17 protein-coding genes are annotated in these 19,858 nt (G+C 28.8%); 15 read left to right on the top strand and 2 right to left on the bottom strand.

Annotation, left to right across the window (positions count from 1 at the left end):
- The first annotated feature begins 188 nt into the window (after positions 1-188).
- On the top strand, positions 189-1,376 hold the full coding sequence (locus I4V63_RS07060) for a ComEC/Rec2 family competence protein (protein ID WP_196000587.1): 1,188 nt from the start codon (positions 189-191) through the stop codon (positions 1,374-1,376).
- A 19-nt stretch (positions 1,377-1,395) separates the two neighbouring features.
- A complete protein-coding gene (gene holA / locus I4V63_RS07055) occupies positions 1,396-2,427 on the top strand; it encodes a DNA polymerase III subunit delta (RefSeq protein WP_196000586.1) in 1,032 nt (343 codons plus the stop codon).
- A gap of 70 nt (positions 2,428-2,497) precedes the next feature.
- Here holA and rpsT read toward each other — a convergent pair whose 3' ends face one another.
- Entirely contained in the window at positions 2,498-2,761 is a 264-nt protein-coding gene (rpsT, locus tag I4V63_RS07050) for a 30S ribosomal protein S20 (RefSeq protein WP_042396431.1), read from the bottom strand.
- Positions 2,762-2,935: 174 nt separating this feature from the next.
- On the opposite strand from rpsT, the gene gpr reads away from it, so the two are divergent.
- The 9 genes from gpr to dnaJ all read left to right on the top strand — a co-directional run bounded on the left by gpr (position 2,936) and on the right by dnaJ (position 14,032).
- Positions 2,936-3,910, top strand: coding sequence for a GPR endopeptidase (gene gpr, locus I4V63_RS07045; RefSeq protein ID WP_196000585.1), 975 nt, complete (start codon positions 2,936-2,938; stop codon positions 3,908-3,910).
- 188 nt (positions 3,911-4,098) lie between these two features.
- Positions 4,099-5,199 (top strand): stage II sporulation protein P, encoded by a 1,101-nt coding sequence (locus I4V63_RS07040; RefSeq protein WP_196000584.1) that lies wholly within the window; start codon positions 4,099-4,101, stop codon positions 5,197-5,199.
- Between the two features lie 62 nt (positions 5,200-5,261).
- Positions 5,262-5,717: a hypothetical protein gene (locus I4V63_RS07035; RefSeq protein ID WP_196000583.1), complete on the top strand. Its 456-nt coding sequence runs from the start codon at positions 5,262-5,264 to the stop codon at positions 5,715-5,717.
- 132 nt (positions 5,718-5,849) lie between these two features.
- A complete protein-coding gene (gene lepA, locus I4V63_RS07030; protein WP_196000582.1) occupies positions 5,850-7,655 on the top strand; it encodes a translation elongation factor 4 in 1,806 nt (601 codons plus the stop codon).
- Positions 7,656-7,865: 210 nt separating this feature from the next.
- Positions 7,866-8,996: a radical SAM family heme chaperone HemW gene (gene hemW, locus I4V63_RS07025; RefSeq protein WP_196000581.1), complete on the top strand. Its 1,131-nt coding sequence runs from the start codon at positions 7,866-7,868 to the stop codon at positions 8,994-8,996.
- 191 nt (positions 8,997-9,187) lie between these two features.
- Entirely contained in the window at positions 9,188-10,216 is a 1,029-nt protein-coding gene (gene hrcA / locus I4V63_RS07020; protein WP_196000580.1) for a heat-inducible transcriptional repressor HrcA, read from the top strand.
- 23 nt (positions 10,217-10,239) lie between these two features.
- Entirely contained in the window at positions 10,240-10,857 is a 618-nt protein-coding gene (grpE, locus tag I4V63_RS07015) for a nucleotide exchange factor GrpE (protein WP_196000579.1), read from the top strand.
- Positions 10,858-10,910: 53 nt separating this feature from the next.
- Positions 10,911-12,773, top strand: a complete 1,863-nt coding sequence (dnaK, locus tag I4V63_RS07010) for a molecular chaperone DnaK (protein WP_196000578.1) — start codon at positions 10,911-10,913, stop codon at positions 12,771-12,773.
- Positions 12,774-12,895: 122 nt separating this feature from the next.
- Positions 12,896-14,032, top strand: coding sequence for a molecular chaperone DnaJ (gene dnaJ / locus I4V63_RS07005; RefSeq protein WP_196000577.1), 1,137 nt, complete (start codon positions 12,896-12,898; stop codon positions 14,030-14,032).
- Between the two features lie 29 nt (positions 14,033-14,061).
- Here the strand turns inward: dnaJ and I4V63_RS07000 are convergent, their stop codons facing one another.
- Positions 14,062-14,292 carry a hypothetical protein gene (locus I4V63_RS07000; RefSeq protein WP_196000576.1) on the bottom strand — a complete coding sequence of 77 codons (231 nt, stop codon included), beginning with the start codon at positions 14,290-14,292 and terminating at the stop codon, positions 14,062-14,064.
- Between the two features lie 233 nt (positions 14,293-14,525).
- On the opposite strand from I4V63_RS07000, the gene I4V63_RS06995 reads away from it, so the two are divergent.
- From I4V63_RS06995 to prmA, 4 genes are all read left to right on the top strand, one after another.
- A complete protein-coding gene (locus tag I4V63_RS06995) occupies positions 14,526-16,076 on the top strand; it encodes a nitrite/sulfite reductase (protein WP_196000575.1) in 1,551 nt (516 codons plus the stop codon).
- A gap of 291 nt (positions 16,077-16,367) precedes the next feature.
- A complete protein-coding gene (gene trmB / locus I4V63_RS06990; RefSeq protein WP_196000574.1) occupies positions 16,368-17,024 on the top strand; it encodes a tRNA (guanosine(46)-N7)-methyltransferase TrmB in 657 nt (218 codons plus the stop codon).
- 546 nt (positions 17,025-17,570) lie between these two features.
- Positions 17,571-18,758 (top strand): O-antigen ligase family protein, encoded by a 1,188-nt coding sequence (locus tag I4V63_RS06985; protein WP_196000573.1) that lies wholly within the window; start codon positions 17,571-17,573, stop codon positions 18,756-18,758.
- A 138-nt stretch (positions 18,759-18,896) separates the two neighbouring features.
- Positions 18,897-19,838 carry a 50S ribosomal protein L11 methyltransferase gene (gene prmA / locus I4V63_RS06980; RefSeq protein ID WP_196000572.1) on the top strand — a complete coding sequence of 314 codons (942 nt, stop codon included), beginning with the start codon at positions 18,897-18,899 and terminating at the stop codon, positions 19,836-19,838.
- The last annotated feature ends 20 nt before the right edge of the window (positions 19,839-19,858 follow it).

Below are 19,858 nucleotides of genomic sequence, written 5' to 3'. Positions count from 1 at the left end.
CTAATATTAATAATGAAATTAAAGTTGGAAATAAATTAATTGTAAAGGGAGAGTTTAGTAGCGATATAAATATTGTAAAAGGAATAGTAGGAGATTATAAAATAGAAGAATATTATATAGAGAAAGATGATATCATTTCTAAATTTTATAAAAGAAGAGAAGATTTATTTAAGAAAATAAATGAAAAATTGGGGAGAAGAAAGGCTGCATTAATTACTTCAGTATCATTTGGATATAAAAGTGAATTAGATCAGGATCATAAAAGTTTAATGAAAAATTTAGGTATATCTCATGCTATTTCAATATCAGGACTACATTTAGCATTAATATATAGTATTTTAAAAAGAATATTTGGAGCTAAATTAAGTTTGGTTATAGCATTTGCTTATGTATTATTTACAGGGGCACCAGCTTCGGCTGTAAGAGCTTATATAATGATATTAATATTAAACCTTGGAATGATTGTTAAACGAAATTATAGCCCGTTAGCAGCCTTGTCGCTTGCGGGTATAATAATAATCCTTATAAAGCCATATGATATTTATAATTTAGGATTTATATTATCTTTTTTAGCAACCCTAGGAATAATATTATTTAGTAAAAAATTAAGTAAAGAGATTTATAGGCTACCTAATTTATTCAGGAGTACAATTGCAATTTCAATTAGTGCTCAAATGCTAACTTTTCCTATAATTTTGTTATATTTCAATGAAGTATCCTTAAATTTTATAATTGGTAATATTATAGTAGTTCCATTCATTAATATATTGGTTGTATTTGGCAATTGTCTTGTGTTCTTTGAGTATATTCCTATTTTATTTAATTTTAGTTTGTATATTTGTCATTATATAATTAAGTATATAGATGTTATTATGTATAAGATTGATAGTCTTTCTTGTGGATTAATTTATTTACATTATACTATTGCATATTTTTATATAGCATTATTAATAACATATTATTTTTATAAAAGGGGATTTAAAGTGTTTTTATATTATCCTTTAATTATAGGTGTATATACATTTTTATTAATATATAGTCCTTTTCCTAAAATAAAATATTATAATGATGGAGCACTTTTAATAAGTTATAAAGGGCAAAGGGTTTTGATTCAAACTAAAGAGAAAATCGATGAAGAAAAATTAAAGTCTATATGCCTTACAGATAGGATATTAAAAGATTTAAATAAGATTAAAATAGATAATAAAATAAGTTTAACTAAAGATAGCGAAAATTATATTTTAACTACAGATAAAAATCAATATTTGCTATTTGTGAATTATGAAAAAATTAATAATGATTATGATATAATAGATTTTAGAAAAGGCGACATAAATGAAATAACGGTATTTAATAATGAAGTTATTAACAATTAGTGAGGAGTGGCATTAAACGTTGATTAATATAGATGTTTTAGAGGGAGAAATTAAAAAAAATAATATTGAAAATGGATACATATTTTGTGGATTAGATGAAGAATTAATTAAATCAAGTATTGATCCAATAATTAAGAAGGTTGTTGATAAAGATTTTTTAGATTTAAATTTTATAAAATTAGATGGTTTAACAACTACTTTTGATGAAATAGAAAATGCTTGCGAGACATTGCCTTTCTTTGGCGAAAAAAAGGTTGTATTAGTATATAGAGCTAATTTTTTAAAAGATAAACCCGATAAAGATGGAGCAAAAACATATACAGAGCTTTTAAAGTACATAAAAGAGTTGCCAAATCATACAGTACTAATTATGTATTATTTATTTAATGATAAGAGAGATACACCTAAAAAAAATAAAAAGCTATCTACTTTAGATAAATATGTCAAAGTTGTTCATTGTGATAAGCTAAAAAAAGATAAATATTATAAGAAGGTTGAGGATTTATTTAAAGAAAAGGGAAGAAGTATAGGTAAAATTCAATTAAAATATTTTGCAGATAAGGTTCAAAATAATTTTGATATTATTAAAAGGGAAGTAGATAAAATAGATTGTTATACAATTGGCAGAGAAATAACTAAAGAGGATATAGATAAATTAATACAAAATAAGAGTGAAGATGATATTTTTGATTTAGTCGAATATATATCTATAAGAAAAGTTGAAAAGGCAATAGATCTATTAGATGAATTATTATTTAAAGCAGATCAGCATATGCTGATTATTTCATCTATAGGAAATCATTTTAAAAGATTATATGAGATAAAAGTATACTTAGGAAGAGGTAAAAGATTAGATTTCTTTATGTCTAAATATAGATTGCCTCAATTTGTATGTGAAAAATTAATGAATCAAGCATCTAAATTTAGTGTAAAACAATTAAGCGAACTCATTAAAGTATGTGTTAATACGGAAACAAAATTAAAATCATCAACAACAGATAAGCAAATGGAAATGGAACTTATGTTATTTAAAACATTTATGGTCAAATAAAATTTAAAATTTTCATAATCAAAAAAGTGTAAAATAATAGCCGGTGATAACTCACCGGCTTCTTATTTTATTACGCCATAGCGTTTAACTTTGCAGCTAATCTTGATTTCTTTCTAGCAGCCATGTTCTTATGAACAGTACCTTTTTGAGCAGCCATGTCTAAAGACTTAGCAGCTTTAACGAATAAAGCTTTAGCTTCTTCAACGTTATTAGCAGCAACAGCAGCTTCAAACTTCTTTATAGCAGTTTTTAATGCTGATTTGATCATTCTGTTTTGTAAAGTTTTCTTTTCAGTAACTTTAATTCTTTTCTTTGCTGATTTAATGTTTGCCATTCAATTCACCCCCTTGATATTTTATAGGGCCTCTGCAGTTTTTGGGGAAATCTGCGTACGAGTTCATTTTCAACAAATCATATTATAACATCTAAAGTTTTTAAGTTCAAGTATGAAATTAAAACTTATTTGGGAAAATAAATTTGATAAGTAAGAAACCTTAGGAGGAATATTATGATAAATGTAAGAACAGACCTTGCAATTGAAGCAAAACAGGCATATACAGAAGAAAATAAAAGGGAGTTAGATGGAGTAAAAGTAGATGAAGAAATGGAAGGAGAGGTTAAAATTACTACGGTAACTATCGAAAGTGATGAAGCAGGAAAGGAACTTGGTAAACCAAAAGGGCATTATATCACAATAGATTTTCCTGAATTTACACCATATGATGGAGAATCAATGGATGAATTATCATTAATTGTAGGAAAAGTAATGAAAAAACTTGTAGATATTTCTGAAGACAAGTTAGCATTAGTTGTTGGATTAGGTAATTGGAATGTTACTCCAGATGCATTGGGACCAAAAGTTGCAGAAAAAATAATGGTAACAAGACATTTAAAACAAGTAATGCCAGATGCAATTGATGATTCAGTAAGACCAGTATGTGCTATTGCTCCAGGTGTTCTTGGAATAACAGGAATTGAAACTGGAGAAATAATTAAATCATTGGTAGAAAAAATAAAGCCAGATTTGGTTATATGTGTAGATGCATTAGGTTCAAGAAGACTTGAAAGAGTAAATAGAACAATACAAATAGGAGATACAGGAATATCACCAGGAGCTGGTGTAGGAAATCATAGAATGCAAATTAATGAGCAAAGCTTAGGTGTGAAAGTTTTAGCTGTAGGTGTTCCTACAGTAGTTGATGCTGCAACAATAGCAAATGATACTATGGATTTATTATTAGATGACTTAATCAATAAATCACAAAAAGGAAAAGAGTTTTATAATATGTTGAAAAGTGTAGATAGAAATGAGAAAAATATGCTTATAAGAGAAATATTAAATCCATCGTTTGGAGATTTAATGGTTACTCCAAAAGATGTTGATACAGTAATAGAATCATTAGCAAAAATAATAGCCAATGGAATAAATATAGCAATTCAACCCAACATGGATATGGAAGAGATAAATAAATTTATGAATTAATGAAAAAAGTGAAAAATACTTTTTTAGTTATAGGTTTTGAGTTAATAGTTAAAGAATAAATTTTTAGAAATTCTATAGGAATTTCTAACTAAACTATTAACTCATAACTAAAAAAACAATTTGTTTATAAAATTATTAATAATTATGTAAATCCCCCCATATATATAAATGGTGAGGAGGGATATACAATGCAGTGGGTTAATGGTAATAAAAGGGCTAAAAAGAAAAAACATATTAGTGTAGGATATATAATATTGTTAGTTCTTATGATTATATTTGCAATAAGAGCAGTTAAGGTTGTAAATAAATATAGTGAACGTGGAGGACTAGCATATGTGCAGTTACTTAATTATTCAATGCCAGTTGTTGAAACTCAAATATATGATAGTACAGCTTATAGGGAAAATAAGGTGAGTTTAAAAAGAGTTATAGTAGAAGCATTAGGACTTAATAACATATCAACATATGGAATAGTTGGAAATGAGGTTTCATTTTTTAAGGAAGTAGCCAATTACACTAATGATTCAGGAAGTAATGCTAAATCTACTTTTAGTTTCTTTGAACCATATGTAATGAAAGAAGAAAGCATAGCCAGGGTTACTGAAGAGGAGCAGGCTGAATTAGATAAAACAAGTGAGGCATATAATCCTTCTCTAAAAAAGACATTAGATGCATCAAACGTAGAAATATTAATTTATCATACCCATACTCATGAGGGATATGCCGAAGCAGGAGCAGATACAGAACAAGAAGAGTTTAGTGTTGTAGGAGTAGGTGATGTATTAGCACAAGAACTACAAGAGGGATATGGAATTTCTGTTATTCATGATAAAACTATTCATGATACTAGTCCATATGCAGAATCATATTATAGATCAGAACCCACGGTGCAAAGCTATATAAATCAATTTCCGAATTTGAAGTTAATTATAGATTTGCATAGGAATAGTGGACCAAGTAAAGAAGCAACAACAACAGTAATAAATGATCAAAGTTTAGCAAGATTATTATTTGTTACATCAAAAAATTCAGGTAATTATTCTCAAATGATGGAGGCAGTAAATGGAATGATCTCAATCTCTGAAGAGCTTTTCCCAGGGTTAATGGGGGATGGAAAAGATGGTACAGGATTATATGAATATAATCATGGATCTAATACATTTAATCAAAAATTAAGCCCTGCATGTATATTAACAGAGTTTGGAACTGACCTTAATACTGCTCAAGAAGCTAAATTAAGTGCAAAATATCTAGCAAGAGTTATTGCGGAGTATTTAAATAAACAGTAAAAAGTTGAATAAAAAAAGTGAAATTGAGCATCCTTATAGCTAAGTACTAGGGGGTGCTTATTATGTTTAAATTAATAAAAAAATATTTTATACCATTAGTAGCTATTATTTTACTGATAATAGGATTTGTTAAAATAAATATGGTAAATACTGAATCGTTATCACCATTGGGAACTACTGATGATAACTTTAAAGTTGTTAGTACAGAATTTGGTGAAGATTTTCAAGAGTTTATAATGGATAAAAGTCCTGTGAAGATTTATATTGGTGAAAAAAATGATGGTCTTGCTACGGTTAAGGTATATGATAAGTCAATTAATTTAACTAATAATAATTTTTTTATGAAATCAATAAAAAAATTAGAAAGTTATATTAGTAAGACTTACTCAAATTTAAAGGATAAAATAATTGAAATTACAAAAACTAAAAAAGAAGATACAAAAAGTGAAGAAAATAATAGTAATAATAGTGAATTTGATAAAAGTGTAGATGAATTTATAAAAAATAATAGTAATTAATGTGTAGTAATAAAGGATAATATCATTTCAATGCTATTATCCTTGACACTTACTCTATATTCTATGTTATAATTTAGCTTGATTTAACAATATGGGGGTGAAGAGACTGCTAATTCATAGCAGTTAAGATATATGCAAAGTAATAGACAATCAAAGATTAGAAACTTTTCAATAGTCGCACATATAGATCACGGTAAGTCAACCCTAGCGGATAGATTATTAGAGATTACAGGGACTCTTACTAAAAGAGAAATGGAAGAACAAGTTCTTGATAATATGGAAATCGAAAGAGAAAGAGGGATTACTATAAAATCCCAAGCAGCAAGACTTGTTTATAGACGTGATGATGGTGAAGAATATATATTAAATTTAATTGATACACCAGGACATGTAGACTTTACATATGAAGTTTCAAGAAGTTTAGCAGCATGTGAAGGTGCTTTATTAGTAGTAGATGCAACACAAGGAATTGAAGCGCAAACTTTAGCTAATTGTTATCTTGCATTAGATAATGATTTAGAAATAGCACCTGTTATTAATAAAATAGATTTACCATCTCAAAGAGCTGATGAAGTTAAACAAGAAATTGAAGATGTTATAGGTATTGAAGCAGAAGATGCACCAATGATATCAGCAAAAACAGGATTAAATGTTGAAGAGGTACTTGAAACTATAATTGAAAAAATACCAGCACCAAGTGGTGATGAAGAGGCGCCACTTAAGGCTTTAATATTTGATTCATATTATGATAGCTACAAGGGTGTTGTATGTTATGTAAGAATACTTGATGGTAAAGTTAAAGCTGGTACTAAAATAAAGCTTATGAATACAAATAAGCTTTATGATGTAGTAGAAGTAGGTGTATTTACTCCTAAGTTGTTACCAATAGGAGAACTTATGGCTGGAGATGTTGGATATATAACAGCATCTATAAAAAATGTTGCTGATGCTAGAGTTGGTGATACTGTTACAGAAGCAGAAAGACCAACTGCAGAAGCACTTCCAGGATATAAGAAAGCAGTTCCAATGGTTTATTCAGGTATTTATCCAGTTGATGGAGCTAAATATGATGAATTAAGAGAAGCTTTAGAAAAATTACAAATAAATGATGCTGCATTAGATTTTGAACCGGAAACTTCTATAGCGTTAGGATTTGGATTTAGATGTGGATTCCTTGGATTACTTCATATGGAAATAATTCAAGAAAGAATTGAAAGAGAGTTTAATTTAGATATTATAACAACAGCCCCTTCAGTTATATATAAAGTTACTAAAACTAATGGTGAAACTTTAGATTTAACAAATCCAACTAATTTACCAGAACCAACAGAAATAGAATCTATGGAAGAACCAATTGTTAAGGCATCTGTAATTGCACCTACTGAATATGTTGGCGCTATAATGGATTTATGCCAAGAAAGAAGAGGGGTTTATATAGATATGCAATACTTAGAAGAAACAAGAGTATGCATAAATTATGATATTCCTTTAAATGAAATTGTTTATGATTTCTTTGATACATTAAAATCAAGAACAAGAGGATATGCTTCTTTTGATTATGAATTCAAAGGATATACAAGAACTGAGCTTGTTAAGCTTGATATATTATTAAATGGAGATGTAGTTGATGCTTTATCAATGATAGTTCCGAAAGAAAGAGCTTATCATAAGGGAAGAGGAATTGCAGAAAAACTTAAGGAAATAATTCCAAGACAAATGTTTGAAGTTCCAATTCAAGCAGCAGTAGGGTCTAAAGTAATAGCTAGAGAAACGGTTAAGGCTATGAGAAAAGACGTACTTGCTAAATGTTATGGTGGAGATATTTCAAGAAAGAAGAAGCTTCTTGAAAAGCAAAAAGAAGGTAAGAAGAGAATGAGACAAGTGGGATCTGTAGAAGTACCACAAGAAGCATTCATGGCCGTTCTTAAAGTAGATTAATAAAAAAGACATTGCAGTTGCAATGTCTTTTTTGTTAAATAGGAAGTAAATGATAAGTAAAGAAAGAATAGATAAGAAATAAGAGTATGTGAATAAATTAAGTTTAGTTTAAATTGAAAAATATATTTTACAAAATACCTAAGGGGTATAGATGTCAAGGTATCACTGGGGATTTGTAAGTTTAAATCAACTAGCTTGGAGGATAAAATAATGAAAGAAATTAGTCTATATGTACATATACCATTTTGTAAACAAAGATGTTTTTATTGTGACTTTCCTACATTTGCAGGAAAAGAACAATATAGGGAAGCATATGTAAATGCATTAATTAAAGAAATACAAGAAAAATGTTCAGATTATGTTATTAAAACTATTTTTATTGGTGGAGGAACACCATCTCATTTAGAAGTTGAGGAATTAGAAAAGTTATTAAAAGTTATAAATAAATTAAAATTTAAGGATAATATTGAGTATTCAATGGAATGTAATCCAGGAACATTATCAAAAGAAAAATTATTAGTAATGAAGGAAAATGGAGTGAATAGGATAAGCTTCGGCTTACAATCATGCAATGATAAATTACTTAAAGAAATTGGACGTATTCATACATTTAGTGAATTTTTAGAAAATTATAATCTTGCTAGAAAAATTGGATTTAAGAATATTAATGTTGACTTAATGTATGGATTGCCTAATTTAACTATAGAACTATGGAAAGATACATTAGATCAAATATGTAAGTTAAAGCCAGAACACATTTCAGCATATAGCTTAATTATAGAAGAAGGAACAGCTTTTTATAAATTGTATGAAAAAGATAAATTGAATATTCCCGAAGAAGATGAAGAAAGAGTTATGGATAAATTAACTAAAGAAATACTAAAAGAAAATGGATATCATCAATATGAAATATCTAATTATTCCTTAAATGGAATGGAATGTGAACATAATAAGGTTTATTGGTCTTTGGGGGATTATATTGGAGTTGGATGTGCCAGTAGTTCATATATAAATGGAGTAAGAAAGGTAAATGAAAGTAGCATAAATGAATACATAAAAAAAATAAATTGTGGAAAAGATGTCATAGTAGAAGAACATATTAATTCCATAGAAGATGAAATGGAGGAATTTATTTTCATGGGATTAAGAATGTTAAATGGTATAGATTTATTAAAATTTAAGAAAAAATTTGGGGTAAATATTTATAGTATATATGACAAAGTCATTGAGAAGAATATAAAAGATGGTTTATTAAATTTAAATAATAATAATATGTTTTTAACTGCAAAGGGAATAGAGCTATCTAATTACGTAATGTCTGACTTTATATTGGAAAAATAAAAAATAAAATATTAAGAAAAGAGGAGCATTATAGAGATGGAAAGAGATATTCAAGAAAAAACTAAATTATATAAAAAAATAGTTGAAAATTTAAAGAAATATGAAATTGACAAAAAAAACAAATAAGAATATATTGATAATGTAGTCATTAGCACTCGACTTAAATGAGTGCTAACAATAGGGGTGATGAAATGGCTATTGATGAAAGAAAAATTAGAATACTTCAAGCCATTATTAATGACTATATAGTAACAGGAGAACCTGTTGGATCAAGAACAATAGCTAAGAAGTATGATTTAGGTGTAGGATCTGCAACCATTAGAAATGAAATGGCAGATTTAGAAGAAATGGGTTATTTAGAGCAACCTCATACATCAGCAGGAAGAATACCTTCTAGTAAGGGATATAGGTTATATGTTGATAAGTTAATGGAAACACCAAAGCTTAGCAAGGATGAAGAGCTTAGAATTAAAGAATATTTAATTAATTCAGCTATGCATGAAGTTGATACAATATTAAAAGAAGCTTGTGTTTTGTTATCAGAATTAACAAATTTAACTTGTATAGTTCAAACACCTTCTATGAAGAGGAGTTATATAAGATCATTACAGCTAATAAAAATAGATGATTCTAATTTAATTGCTGTAATAGTAACTGATAGTGGTGTTATTAAAAATCATAGAATTAAGGTGAATAATGTACCAAGTAATGAAGAGCTTATTAGAATAAATGAGGTATTAAATTCAAAACTTAAGAATTTAACAATAGAAGCTATAAATTTAGAAGTTATCAATGAACTTAAAAATGAACTAGTGGGATTCGATGATTTATTTAATGCAATTCTTCCAGCTTTATATGATAGTTTAAATAATAATTCAAAATCAGATTTGGTAGTTGAGGGAACAACTAATCTTTTTAATTATCCAGAGTATAATGATATTGAAAAGGCGAAGGAAGTACTTCAATTAATAAGTAACAAGGATTGTGTTATAGAACTATTAGAGAATAGTGGAGATATATCAATAAAAATTGGTGATGAAAATTATATTCCGGAAGCTAAGGATTGCTCAGTAATCACAGCAGAATATTCTTTAGGAGGAAGACCTATTGGAAGTATTGGGCTAATTGGTCCACAAAGAATAAATTATTCAAAGGTAGTTACTATAATGGCTCAAGTAATGAAGGAGCTAAACAAAAGTCTTAAAGACCAAGAGTATTGATTAAAGTGAGAAGAGGTGTAAAGATGGAAGAAAACAACAAAATAAAGGACGAAGATATAATCGTTGAAAATGAACCAGTTATAGAAGAAGCGGATAAAGCAGAAGAAGAGAAAGTAGAAGAAGATAAAGTAGAAGCCGCAGGAGCTGAAGAAATCGTAGAAGAATATATTGAAAATGATGATTTATCTTTAATAAGAAAAATGAAAGATGAAAACAAAAAACTTTCTAATGAAGTGGAAGCTTTAAAAGAAAGATTACTTAGATTAACTGCTGAGTATGATAACTATAGAAAAAGAACAGCTAAAGAAAAGGAAGGAATATATACAGATGCTTGTTCAGATGTATTAAAAGAAATGCTTCCTGTAGCTGATAATTTAGAAAGAGCTTTAGCAGTAGATGGAAATGTAGAAGATCTTAAAAAGGGTGTTGAGATGACAATAAAAGGATTCTTAAACTCTTTAGAAAAATTAGGTGTTGAAGAAATTGATACAACTAATGGTTTTGATCCAAACTTACATCAAGCAATTTCAGTTATTGAAGATGCAAATTTATCAAGTAATGATGTAGCTCAAGTATATCAAAAAGGATATAAGAGAGGCGATAAAGTAATCAGATATTCAATGGTTACTGTAGCAAAATAGTAAGTAAGTAAATTTACAATATAGATATGTAAAATTCAAGGAGGAAATATATTATGGGAAAAATAATAGGTATTGATTTAGGTACAACAAATTCATGTGTAGCTGTTATGGAAGGTGGAGAACCAGTAGTTATCACTAACTCTGAAGGTGCTAGAACTACTCCATCAGTAGTTTCATTCCAAGCTAATGGTGAAAGATTGGTAGGACAAATTGCTAAAAGACAAGCAATTACAAACCCAGAACACACAATAATTTCTATAAAGAGAGAAATGGGAACAGATCATAAAACTAAAATTGATGATAAAACTTACTCACCACAAGAAATATCAGCAATGATACTTCAAAAGATTAAAGCTGATGCAGAAGCATACTTAGGTGAAACTGTATCTCAAGCTGTTATCACAGTTCCAGCTTACTTTAATGATGCTGAAAGACAAGCGACTAAAGATGCTGGTAGAATAGCAGGATTAGAAGTATTAAGAATAATAAACGAACCAACAGCTGCTTCATTAGCTTACGGATTAGATAAGACTGATCACAGCGAAAAGATATTCGTTTATGACTTAGGTGGAGGTACATTCGACGTATCTATTCTTGAATTAGGTGATGGTGTATTCGAAGTATTAGCTACAAATGGAGATACTCACCTAGGTGGAGATGATTTCGACCAAAAGATTATTGATTATATAGCAAATGATTTTAAATCACAATATGGAATTGATTTAAGAAATGATAAGAGTTCAGTTCAAAGATTAAAAGAAGCTGCAGAAAAGGCTAAGATTGAATTATCTTCATCAATGCAAACAAATATCAACTTACCATTCATTACTGCTGATGCTACAGGGCCAAAGCATATTGATATGAATTTAACTAGAGCTAAATTCAATGAATTAACTCATGATTTAGTTCAAAGATCAATTGAACCAATGAAGAAAGCATTATCAGATGCAGGTTTATCAATTGGTCAAATTGATAAAGTAATATTAGTTGGTGGATCAACAAGAATACCAGCTGTTCAAGAAGCAGTTAAGAACTTTACAGGAAAAGAACCTTCAAAGGGAGTTAACCCAGATGAATGTGTAGCTATGGGTGCTGCAATTCAAGCAGGTGTATTAACTGGTGAAGTTAAAGATGTATTATTATTAGATGTTACTCCATTAACATTAGGTATTGAAACTTTAGGAGGAGTTGCAACTCCATTAATTGAAAGAAATACAACTATACCAGCTAAAAAGAGTCAAGTATTCTCAACAGCTGCAGATGGGCAAACATCAGTTGAAATTCACGTTGTTCAAGGTGAAAGACAAATGGCAACTGATAACAAGACTTTAGGAAGATTTACTTTATCAGGAATAGCTCCAGCACCAAGAGGAATTCCACAAATCGAAGTTACATTTGATATAGATGCTAATGGTATTGTTAAGGTATCTGCTATGGATAAAGGAACTGGTAAGGAAGCAAATATTACAATTACTGCATCAACTAATCTTTCAGACGAAGAAGTAGATAAGGCAGTAAAAGAAGCAGAAAGATTTGCGGAAGAAGATAAGAAGAGAAAAGAATCAATTGAAACTAAAAACAATGCAGATCAATTAACTTATCAAACTGAAAAGCAATTAGAAGAACTTGGTGATAAGATTTCTGCTGATGATAAGGCTAAGATTACAGCTAAATTAGATGCATTAAAAGCTGTTAAAGATGGAGAAGATTTAGAAGCTATTAAGAAGGCAACTGAAGAATTAACTCAAGAGTTCTATGCTATATCTTCTAAGATGTATGCAGATGCACAAGGTGCAGCAGGAGCTCAAGGTGCAGGATTTGATCCAAACAACATGGGTGGAGCAAATACTAACCAAGGAACAGCTCATGATGATAATGTTGTAGATGCTGATTTTGAAGTTAAAGATGAAAAATAATAAATAATTAATTAGGGAAGGCAGTAGTCGTCTTCCCTTTTTAAAAGTTAAGGTGTTTACGAAAAAAGTTATAAATGATAATATAGACTAAGCAGAATATAAATAAGGTGGTGACGTTATAGATGGCAAATAAAGACTATTATGCTACGCTTGGGCTTGAAAAGGGTGCAAGTGATGATGAAATAAAAAAAGCCTTTAGAAAGCTAGCTATTAAATATCATCCTGATAAGAATCAAGGTAATAAGGAAGCAGAAGAAAAGTTTAAAGACATAAACGAAGCATATCAAGTGCTTTCTGATCCAGAAAAGAAAGCAAGATATGATCAATATGGTACTGCGGACTTTGATGGAAGTGGATTTGGTTCAGGTGGATTTGGTGGTTTTGACTTCTCAGATATGGGAGGTTTTGGAGATATATTTGAAAGTTTCTTTGGTGGGGGCGGCGGTTCTTCAAGAAGAAGAAATGGCCCTATGAAAGGTGCTGATATAGAATATACTTTAAACCTAACATTTGAAGAAGCTATCTTTGGGGTTGAAAAAGAAATTACAATTAATAGAAATGAAAATTGTGAGTCTTGTAAAGGAACAGGTGCTAAACCTGGAACTTCGCCAAAGACATGTCCAACTTGTAATGGTAGTGGTCAAGTAAGGATGCAAAGACAAAGTCCTCTTGGAAGTTTTGTAACAACTTCTACATGTGATAGATGTGGTGGTAAGGGAACAATTGTTGAAACACCGTGTTCAAGCTGTAGTGGAAGAGGAAAAGTTAGAAAGACTAGAAAAATAAAGATTAATGTTCCAGCAGGTGTAGATACAGGAAATGTTATGCCGCTTAGAGGGCAAGGAGAACATGGTTCTAATGATGGGCCTCCAGGAGACTTATATATTAGAATAAATGTAGCTAAATCAAAACAATTTGATAGAAGAGGAAATGATATATATATTGAAACTCATATATCAATGGGTAGAGCTGCATTAGGCGCAGAAATTACTGTTCCTACAGTAGATGGAGAAGTCAAATATACTATTCCAGCAGGTACTCAATCAGGTACGATGTTTAGATTAAAAGGAAAAGGGGTTCCTAAGGTTCACTCATCAGTAAGAGGAGATCAATATGTTAAAGTAGTGGTTGATATTCCTAAGAACTTAAATTCAAAGCAAAAAGAAGCTTTAGAAGCATTCATGGAAGCTTGTGGAGAAAGTGTAGATGGTGAAATAGTGCATAAAAAAGGACTAAAGGATCTATTTAATAAGAAATAAAAAAGGTGTTGCAAGATGCAACATCTTTTTTATTTTATAAATTCATTTAATATTTTGATAGCTTCTTCTGTTCTTTCAGAACTAATAGCAAGTGTTATTATAGTATTCTCTGGAAAGTTTATATTACTCAAAAGATTAAGGTTGTCTACTTTTAATCCATAGATATGTTCATTGCCATCAGAATCCTTGGAAATAACTAAATCATCTTCACTGAACCCTAGTGAGTTAAATCCGTTTAAGGTGCTTAAATCTGCTAGCATATTGTTAGAAGCAAAGTAAGTAAAATAATTTTTGTTTAAAAAAATACAAAAAAATCAATTGATATAAATTTTAAAGATTGGTAAATATTAATAAATGTGATGGCAATCATTAAATAATCAAATATTTAAAGAATAGAAAAGTGGAGCAATTAGTAATATAATTAAATTGTTAATATTAATTAGATAAATAAGGAATATTAAAAAAAGAGTAGTAGTAATTATGAGGTGATAAGATGAAGGACATAAAAAAAACATTACTTCCAGAAATTGGAGAGTTTAGAAAAGTTGGGCATAAGTTTGTAAATAGAGAAATATCTGTAATGGATTTTAAAGGTCAATCAGGAGGAATGGGTGTATATGCCCATCGTGGTGGAAAAGAGTTTATGATTAGGCTTAGAATGCCATCAGGTATAATTACAATGCCTGAATTCAAATTAATATGTGATTGGGCAGATAAATACAAATTAGGAGGATTACATTTTACTACACGTCAAGCTATTCAATACCATGGCATTTCAATTGATGATGTATGTGATTTAATGGAAGAAGCATTAGAAAATGATATATATACAAGAGGTGCAGGTGGAAACTTCCCAAGAAATGTAGCTTTATCTCCATTGTCAGGAGTTGATAAGGGTGAAGCATTTGATCCTACACCATATGCTTTAGCAACTGGTGAATACTTCATGGAAAGAATAACTGAATATAAATTACCTAGAAAGCTTAAAGTGTCTTTTTCAAATGGTTCAAGTGATACAGCACATTGTACAATACAAGATTTAGGTTTTTTAGCTGTTAAAAAAGACGGAAAAGATTATTTTAGAGTTTATTTAGGTGGAGGTCTTGGAAGAAATCCTAAGATTGCATTAGTATATCCTGAATTAATTGAGCCATCTGAAGTTTTAAATTATGTAGAAGCGATGGTTAGATTATTTAAAGCTGAAGGAAATTATGAAAATAAAGCTAAAGCTCGTATAAGATATATTGTTGATAAATTAGGAGAAGAAGGTTTTATTTCAGAGTATAAGAAGTATGTAGAAGAAGTAAAAGCAGAATGTAATTATAAGAGTGATTGCAAAGCTACAGAATATAATAAAGCTGGAGTAAAAACTAATATATCTAATAATAGATTAGTGGAACAAAAGCAATCTGGGTTATATAGCGTATATGTACATCCTGTAGGCGGACAAATTGAAGTAAATGATTTAAGGGCAATATATGAAACTTTAAGTAAATTTGATAATCCAGAAATAAGATTATCAATGACTGAAGGGGTATACTTTAGAAATTTAAATGGAAAAGAAGCAGAAGAGTTATTAGAAGTAACTAAACATATTGGAGGAGCAAATAATTTTGAATATAGTGTTTCATGTATAGGGGTACCTACATGTCAAATGGGTATAGCTGAAAGCCAATCTGCGTTAAAAGAAGTACTATCATATGTTAAGGAAAAAGTATCTAATACAAACTTACTACCTAAATTGCATTTTTCAGGATGTGGGAATTCTTGTGGAGTTCACCAAGTTGGAGAAATAGGATTTGCTGGTAAAAAGAAAAGAATAAATGATGTTGTTCAAGAAGCTTATGAACTTCATGTAAATGGAAATTGCGTAGAAGGTGAAACAAGACTTGGTAAATGTTATGGTGATATAGCTAGAAAAGATATACCAATGTTTATTTGTGAGTTAGGTAATAAATTAAATGAAGCTAATATAGAATTTAATGATTATATTAATAGCAATGAAGATGAATTTAAAGCTTTAGTAGAAAAATATAGTTGTTAATTGATATTTTAAGTATAAATTTATAAATTAAATTGTTAGCTAAAGGTAGAGCCTTAACGCTATCTCAAAGTTAAAATTAGTTATCTAGTGAAGTTGAGAACAGACAGCCATTAGATAAAATATTATAGTTAAAAATCCACAATATAGCTATTAAGAATAGGGTATATTGTGGATTTTTATTTTAAATAATATAACTATATAAAACTGCAGTAAGTAATTTAGTTGAAATAAAAGAAATTATCTGTATAATTAATCTATGAACTTAATGAATGATTTGGAGTGAACATAATTATGAGAATGAGAAGAAAGCCTTGGGCAAGACCAGAATTAGAAGCATGTAATTTTTTTATACAAAAGCCAAGTGAATATAAGGGAAGATGGAAAGAATTTTTCAAAAATGATAATCCAGTTTATATGGAATTAGGTTGTGGAAAAGGAACATTTATGGCAGTTCATGGTTCACAAAATCCAGATATTAATTATATAACAGTTGATATAAAGGATGAAGTTTTAGTTTTAGCTAAAAGAAATATTGAAGCAGCTTATGAAAAGGTAGGACGCGAAATTAATAATGTGGCTCTAATGTCTCAGGAAATATTATTAATAGATGAAATGTTAGATGAAAAAGATGTAATAGAAAGAATATACATAAACTTCTGTAATCCATGGCCAAAGGATAGACATAAGAAAAGAAGATTAACACATACAAGACAGTTGGAAAAGTATAAGAAGTTTTTAAAACATGGAGCAGAAATTTGGTTTAAAACAGATGATGATGAATTATTTGAAGAATCACTTGAATACTTTAAAGAATCAAATTTAGAAATTAAATATATTACATATGATTTACACGCTAGTGGATTTGAAGGAAATGTTACTACTGAACATGAAGAAATGTTTACGGCTCAAGGAATAAAAACTAAGTTTTTAATAGCAGAATATAAATAAAATACTCCTCAAGGTTTTAGGATTGTGAAATACTAAAACTTTGAGGAGTTTTTATTGTGAAAATATAGAATTTTATTTATTAAAATAAAAATGTTTATTTATATTTACTACTAATGCTGGAACAGCTTGAGGGAATTTATTCAATCTATTTTCTAAGGATTTAAAGGCTTCTTTAGCAATTATATGTGACAATTTAAGAACGTTCTAACTTAATAATTATTATAAAATTTTACCATAATATAAATAAAACTATAACTATTAGGTATATAAAAAGATCAAATTGAAAAATATATATAAGTAATAAAAAAATAATAGAAAAGTTTAAGGTGTATTTAATTTATAACAACTTTATTATCAGTTAAGTATATGTAAACGAAAGTGTTTTTTAAATAAATAAAATAATTAAATGGAGATACTAATTATATATTAATATTTATTAGAAAAATTTATTAAAAAGATATCTGGGGGTTTTGAATTAAATATTTATTATGTGTATACTTATACAGTTATATATTTTATGTAAATAATAAGAGTTGGTGGTAAATTATGATATATTATATTATTATGGTAGTTTTTTCACCTTTTACGGCTATTATACCAGCTGTATTTGCTGTGAATTTATTGATTAGAGGAAAAGTAAAGATAGAAAGAAATTATTGGAATATAGGATTAGGTTGTTTATTTATATATTCTATGTTTAGTGGAATAGTAAATAAAAGTATTTTATCTTTTATTGCATCATTTGGTTTATTATTGTATTTTGCACTGGGTATATTTGCTCAAAATTATTTTGTTAAAGTAAGTAGAATTAATACAGTATTGAAAACAACAGTATATTTAAGTGCTATTGCAGCTATAGGCGGTATTGTAGAAAAAATTGCATTTATGTTAGTTGGAATGTCGGAGCATAGGATATTTAGTTCTTTTGGAAATCCAAACATGACAGGTGCCTGGTTTGGTAATATAATTTTAATTATATTTTATCTTAAAGGAATAAAAAAGGATAAAAGTGAATGTGTTACTTATAATATTATAATTATTTTAATTGTGATAGCATTGATGTTAACAGAATCATCAGGTGCTTTTATAGCGTTAGTAGGTGGAATAGTTATATATTATTTGATGAAGGAAAAAAAAGATTTTAAAGGTTTAATTGCTATTTTTATAACAGTAGATATATTAGCGATTTTATTTATGACTGTTCAGAACAAAGTTGCAAAGACTACCCCAATGGGAGAAATTGTAACTTCATTTAATTCGAGAATTGGAATATGGAAAGGTGCAATTCAGATGTTCTTAAACAAGCCAATTTTAGGGTGGGGATTACTTGGAACCTTTGAACATGGATCAAATTTTATTTTTAAAGATGATCCTACTTTACAAAATAAAATAATTTCTTTTTTAATACATCCTCATAATTTATGGCTTGCTTTTTTAGTAGGTGTAGGTGTAGTGGGATTAGGGATTTATTTATATATAAAATTAAATTTATATAAAGATATGATAAAGTTATATAGGCAGCATAATAAGCTATTACCATTAATTGCTTCCATAAATGCTATGGTGATTATTCAAGGAATAGTTGATTGTACATTATATGCACCACAGTTAGGAATTGTATTTGTATGTATAGGAGCAATTACGTACAATATGGCAAATGATAAAATGATAAAGAAAGCTAGATTTACAAAAAATAAAAAGATTAACAAAAGAAATAAAGATATTGCTATTTAAAAAGATAAATAGGGGATAACTATAAATAAATATTGATAGTTATCCTTTTTCTATATAAAATTCTATAGACTTTATGTAAACATATGTGTAAAATATAGTATTAGTCAAAGAGAAAAGAATTGAAAGGATGATTCAGTGATGGATGGAACATGGATAGAGGTTAGAGTAATAACTAAGAGTGAGGCATTAGAGCCAATATCAGGGATATTTTATAGCTTAGACTGTAAAGGTGTTGCAATAGAAGATCCAGAAGATATTTTAGGAAGAGAACAAGGACCATTAACTTGGGATTTTGCAGATATAAATGTTTTAGAACACAAAGGAAAAGTTGCAGTTGTAAAAGCTTATTTCGCGGAAGAAGATAACATTGAAGAGGTTTTAGCATATGTTAATGAAAGATTAGCAGAGCTTAAAGAAATGGGACTTGATTTAGGGGAAGCTAAAGTTGAGCATGAAAAGATGCATGAAGAAGATTGGGCAAATACATGGAAGCAATATTATAAACCTTCAAAGGTTGGAGAAAAAATAGTAGTTAAACCTATTTGGAAAGAATATGAACCTAAAGAAGGTGAATTAGTAGTTGATTTAGATCCTGGAATGGCGTTTGGTACTGGTACACATGAAACTACTAGAATGTGTATTCAATCATTAGAAAAATATGTTCAAGAAGATAGTACTGTATTTGATGTTGGATGTGGATCTGGAATATTAGCAATTGCAGCTGCAAAGTTAGGAGCTAAGTTAGCTGTTGGAGTAGATTTAGATCCTGTAGCAGTAGAATCTTCTATTGAAAATGTAGGGTATAATAATTTAAATAACATAGAAATACTTCACGGGAATTTAGTTGAGGTTATAGATGGGAAAGCAGATATAGTTGTTGCTAATATTTTAGCAGAAATAATTTGTATATTAGCTGATGATGTTAAAAGAGTAATTAAAGATGGTGGTATATTTATTACATCAGGTATAATACATGATAGAGTTGATATGGTTTGTGAGAAGCTTGAAGCAACAGGATTTGAAGTTATAGAAAAAAATAGAGATGGTGAATGGAACTGTATAGTTGCCAAGTTAAAATAGTTTTTAGGAGAGAATAAAAT

Origin of the sequence: Clostridium sp. 1001271B_151109_B4 (assembly GCF_015670405.1) — a bacterium.
Taxonomy (GTDB): Bacteria; Bacillota; Clostridia; order Clostridiales; family Clostridiaceae; genus Clostridium.
Note: the sequence above shows the minus strand (reverse complement) of the source record. Positions and strands in the feature narration are given on the sequence as shown.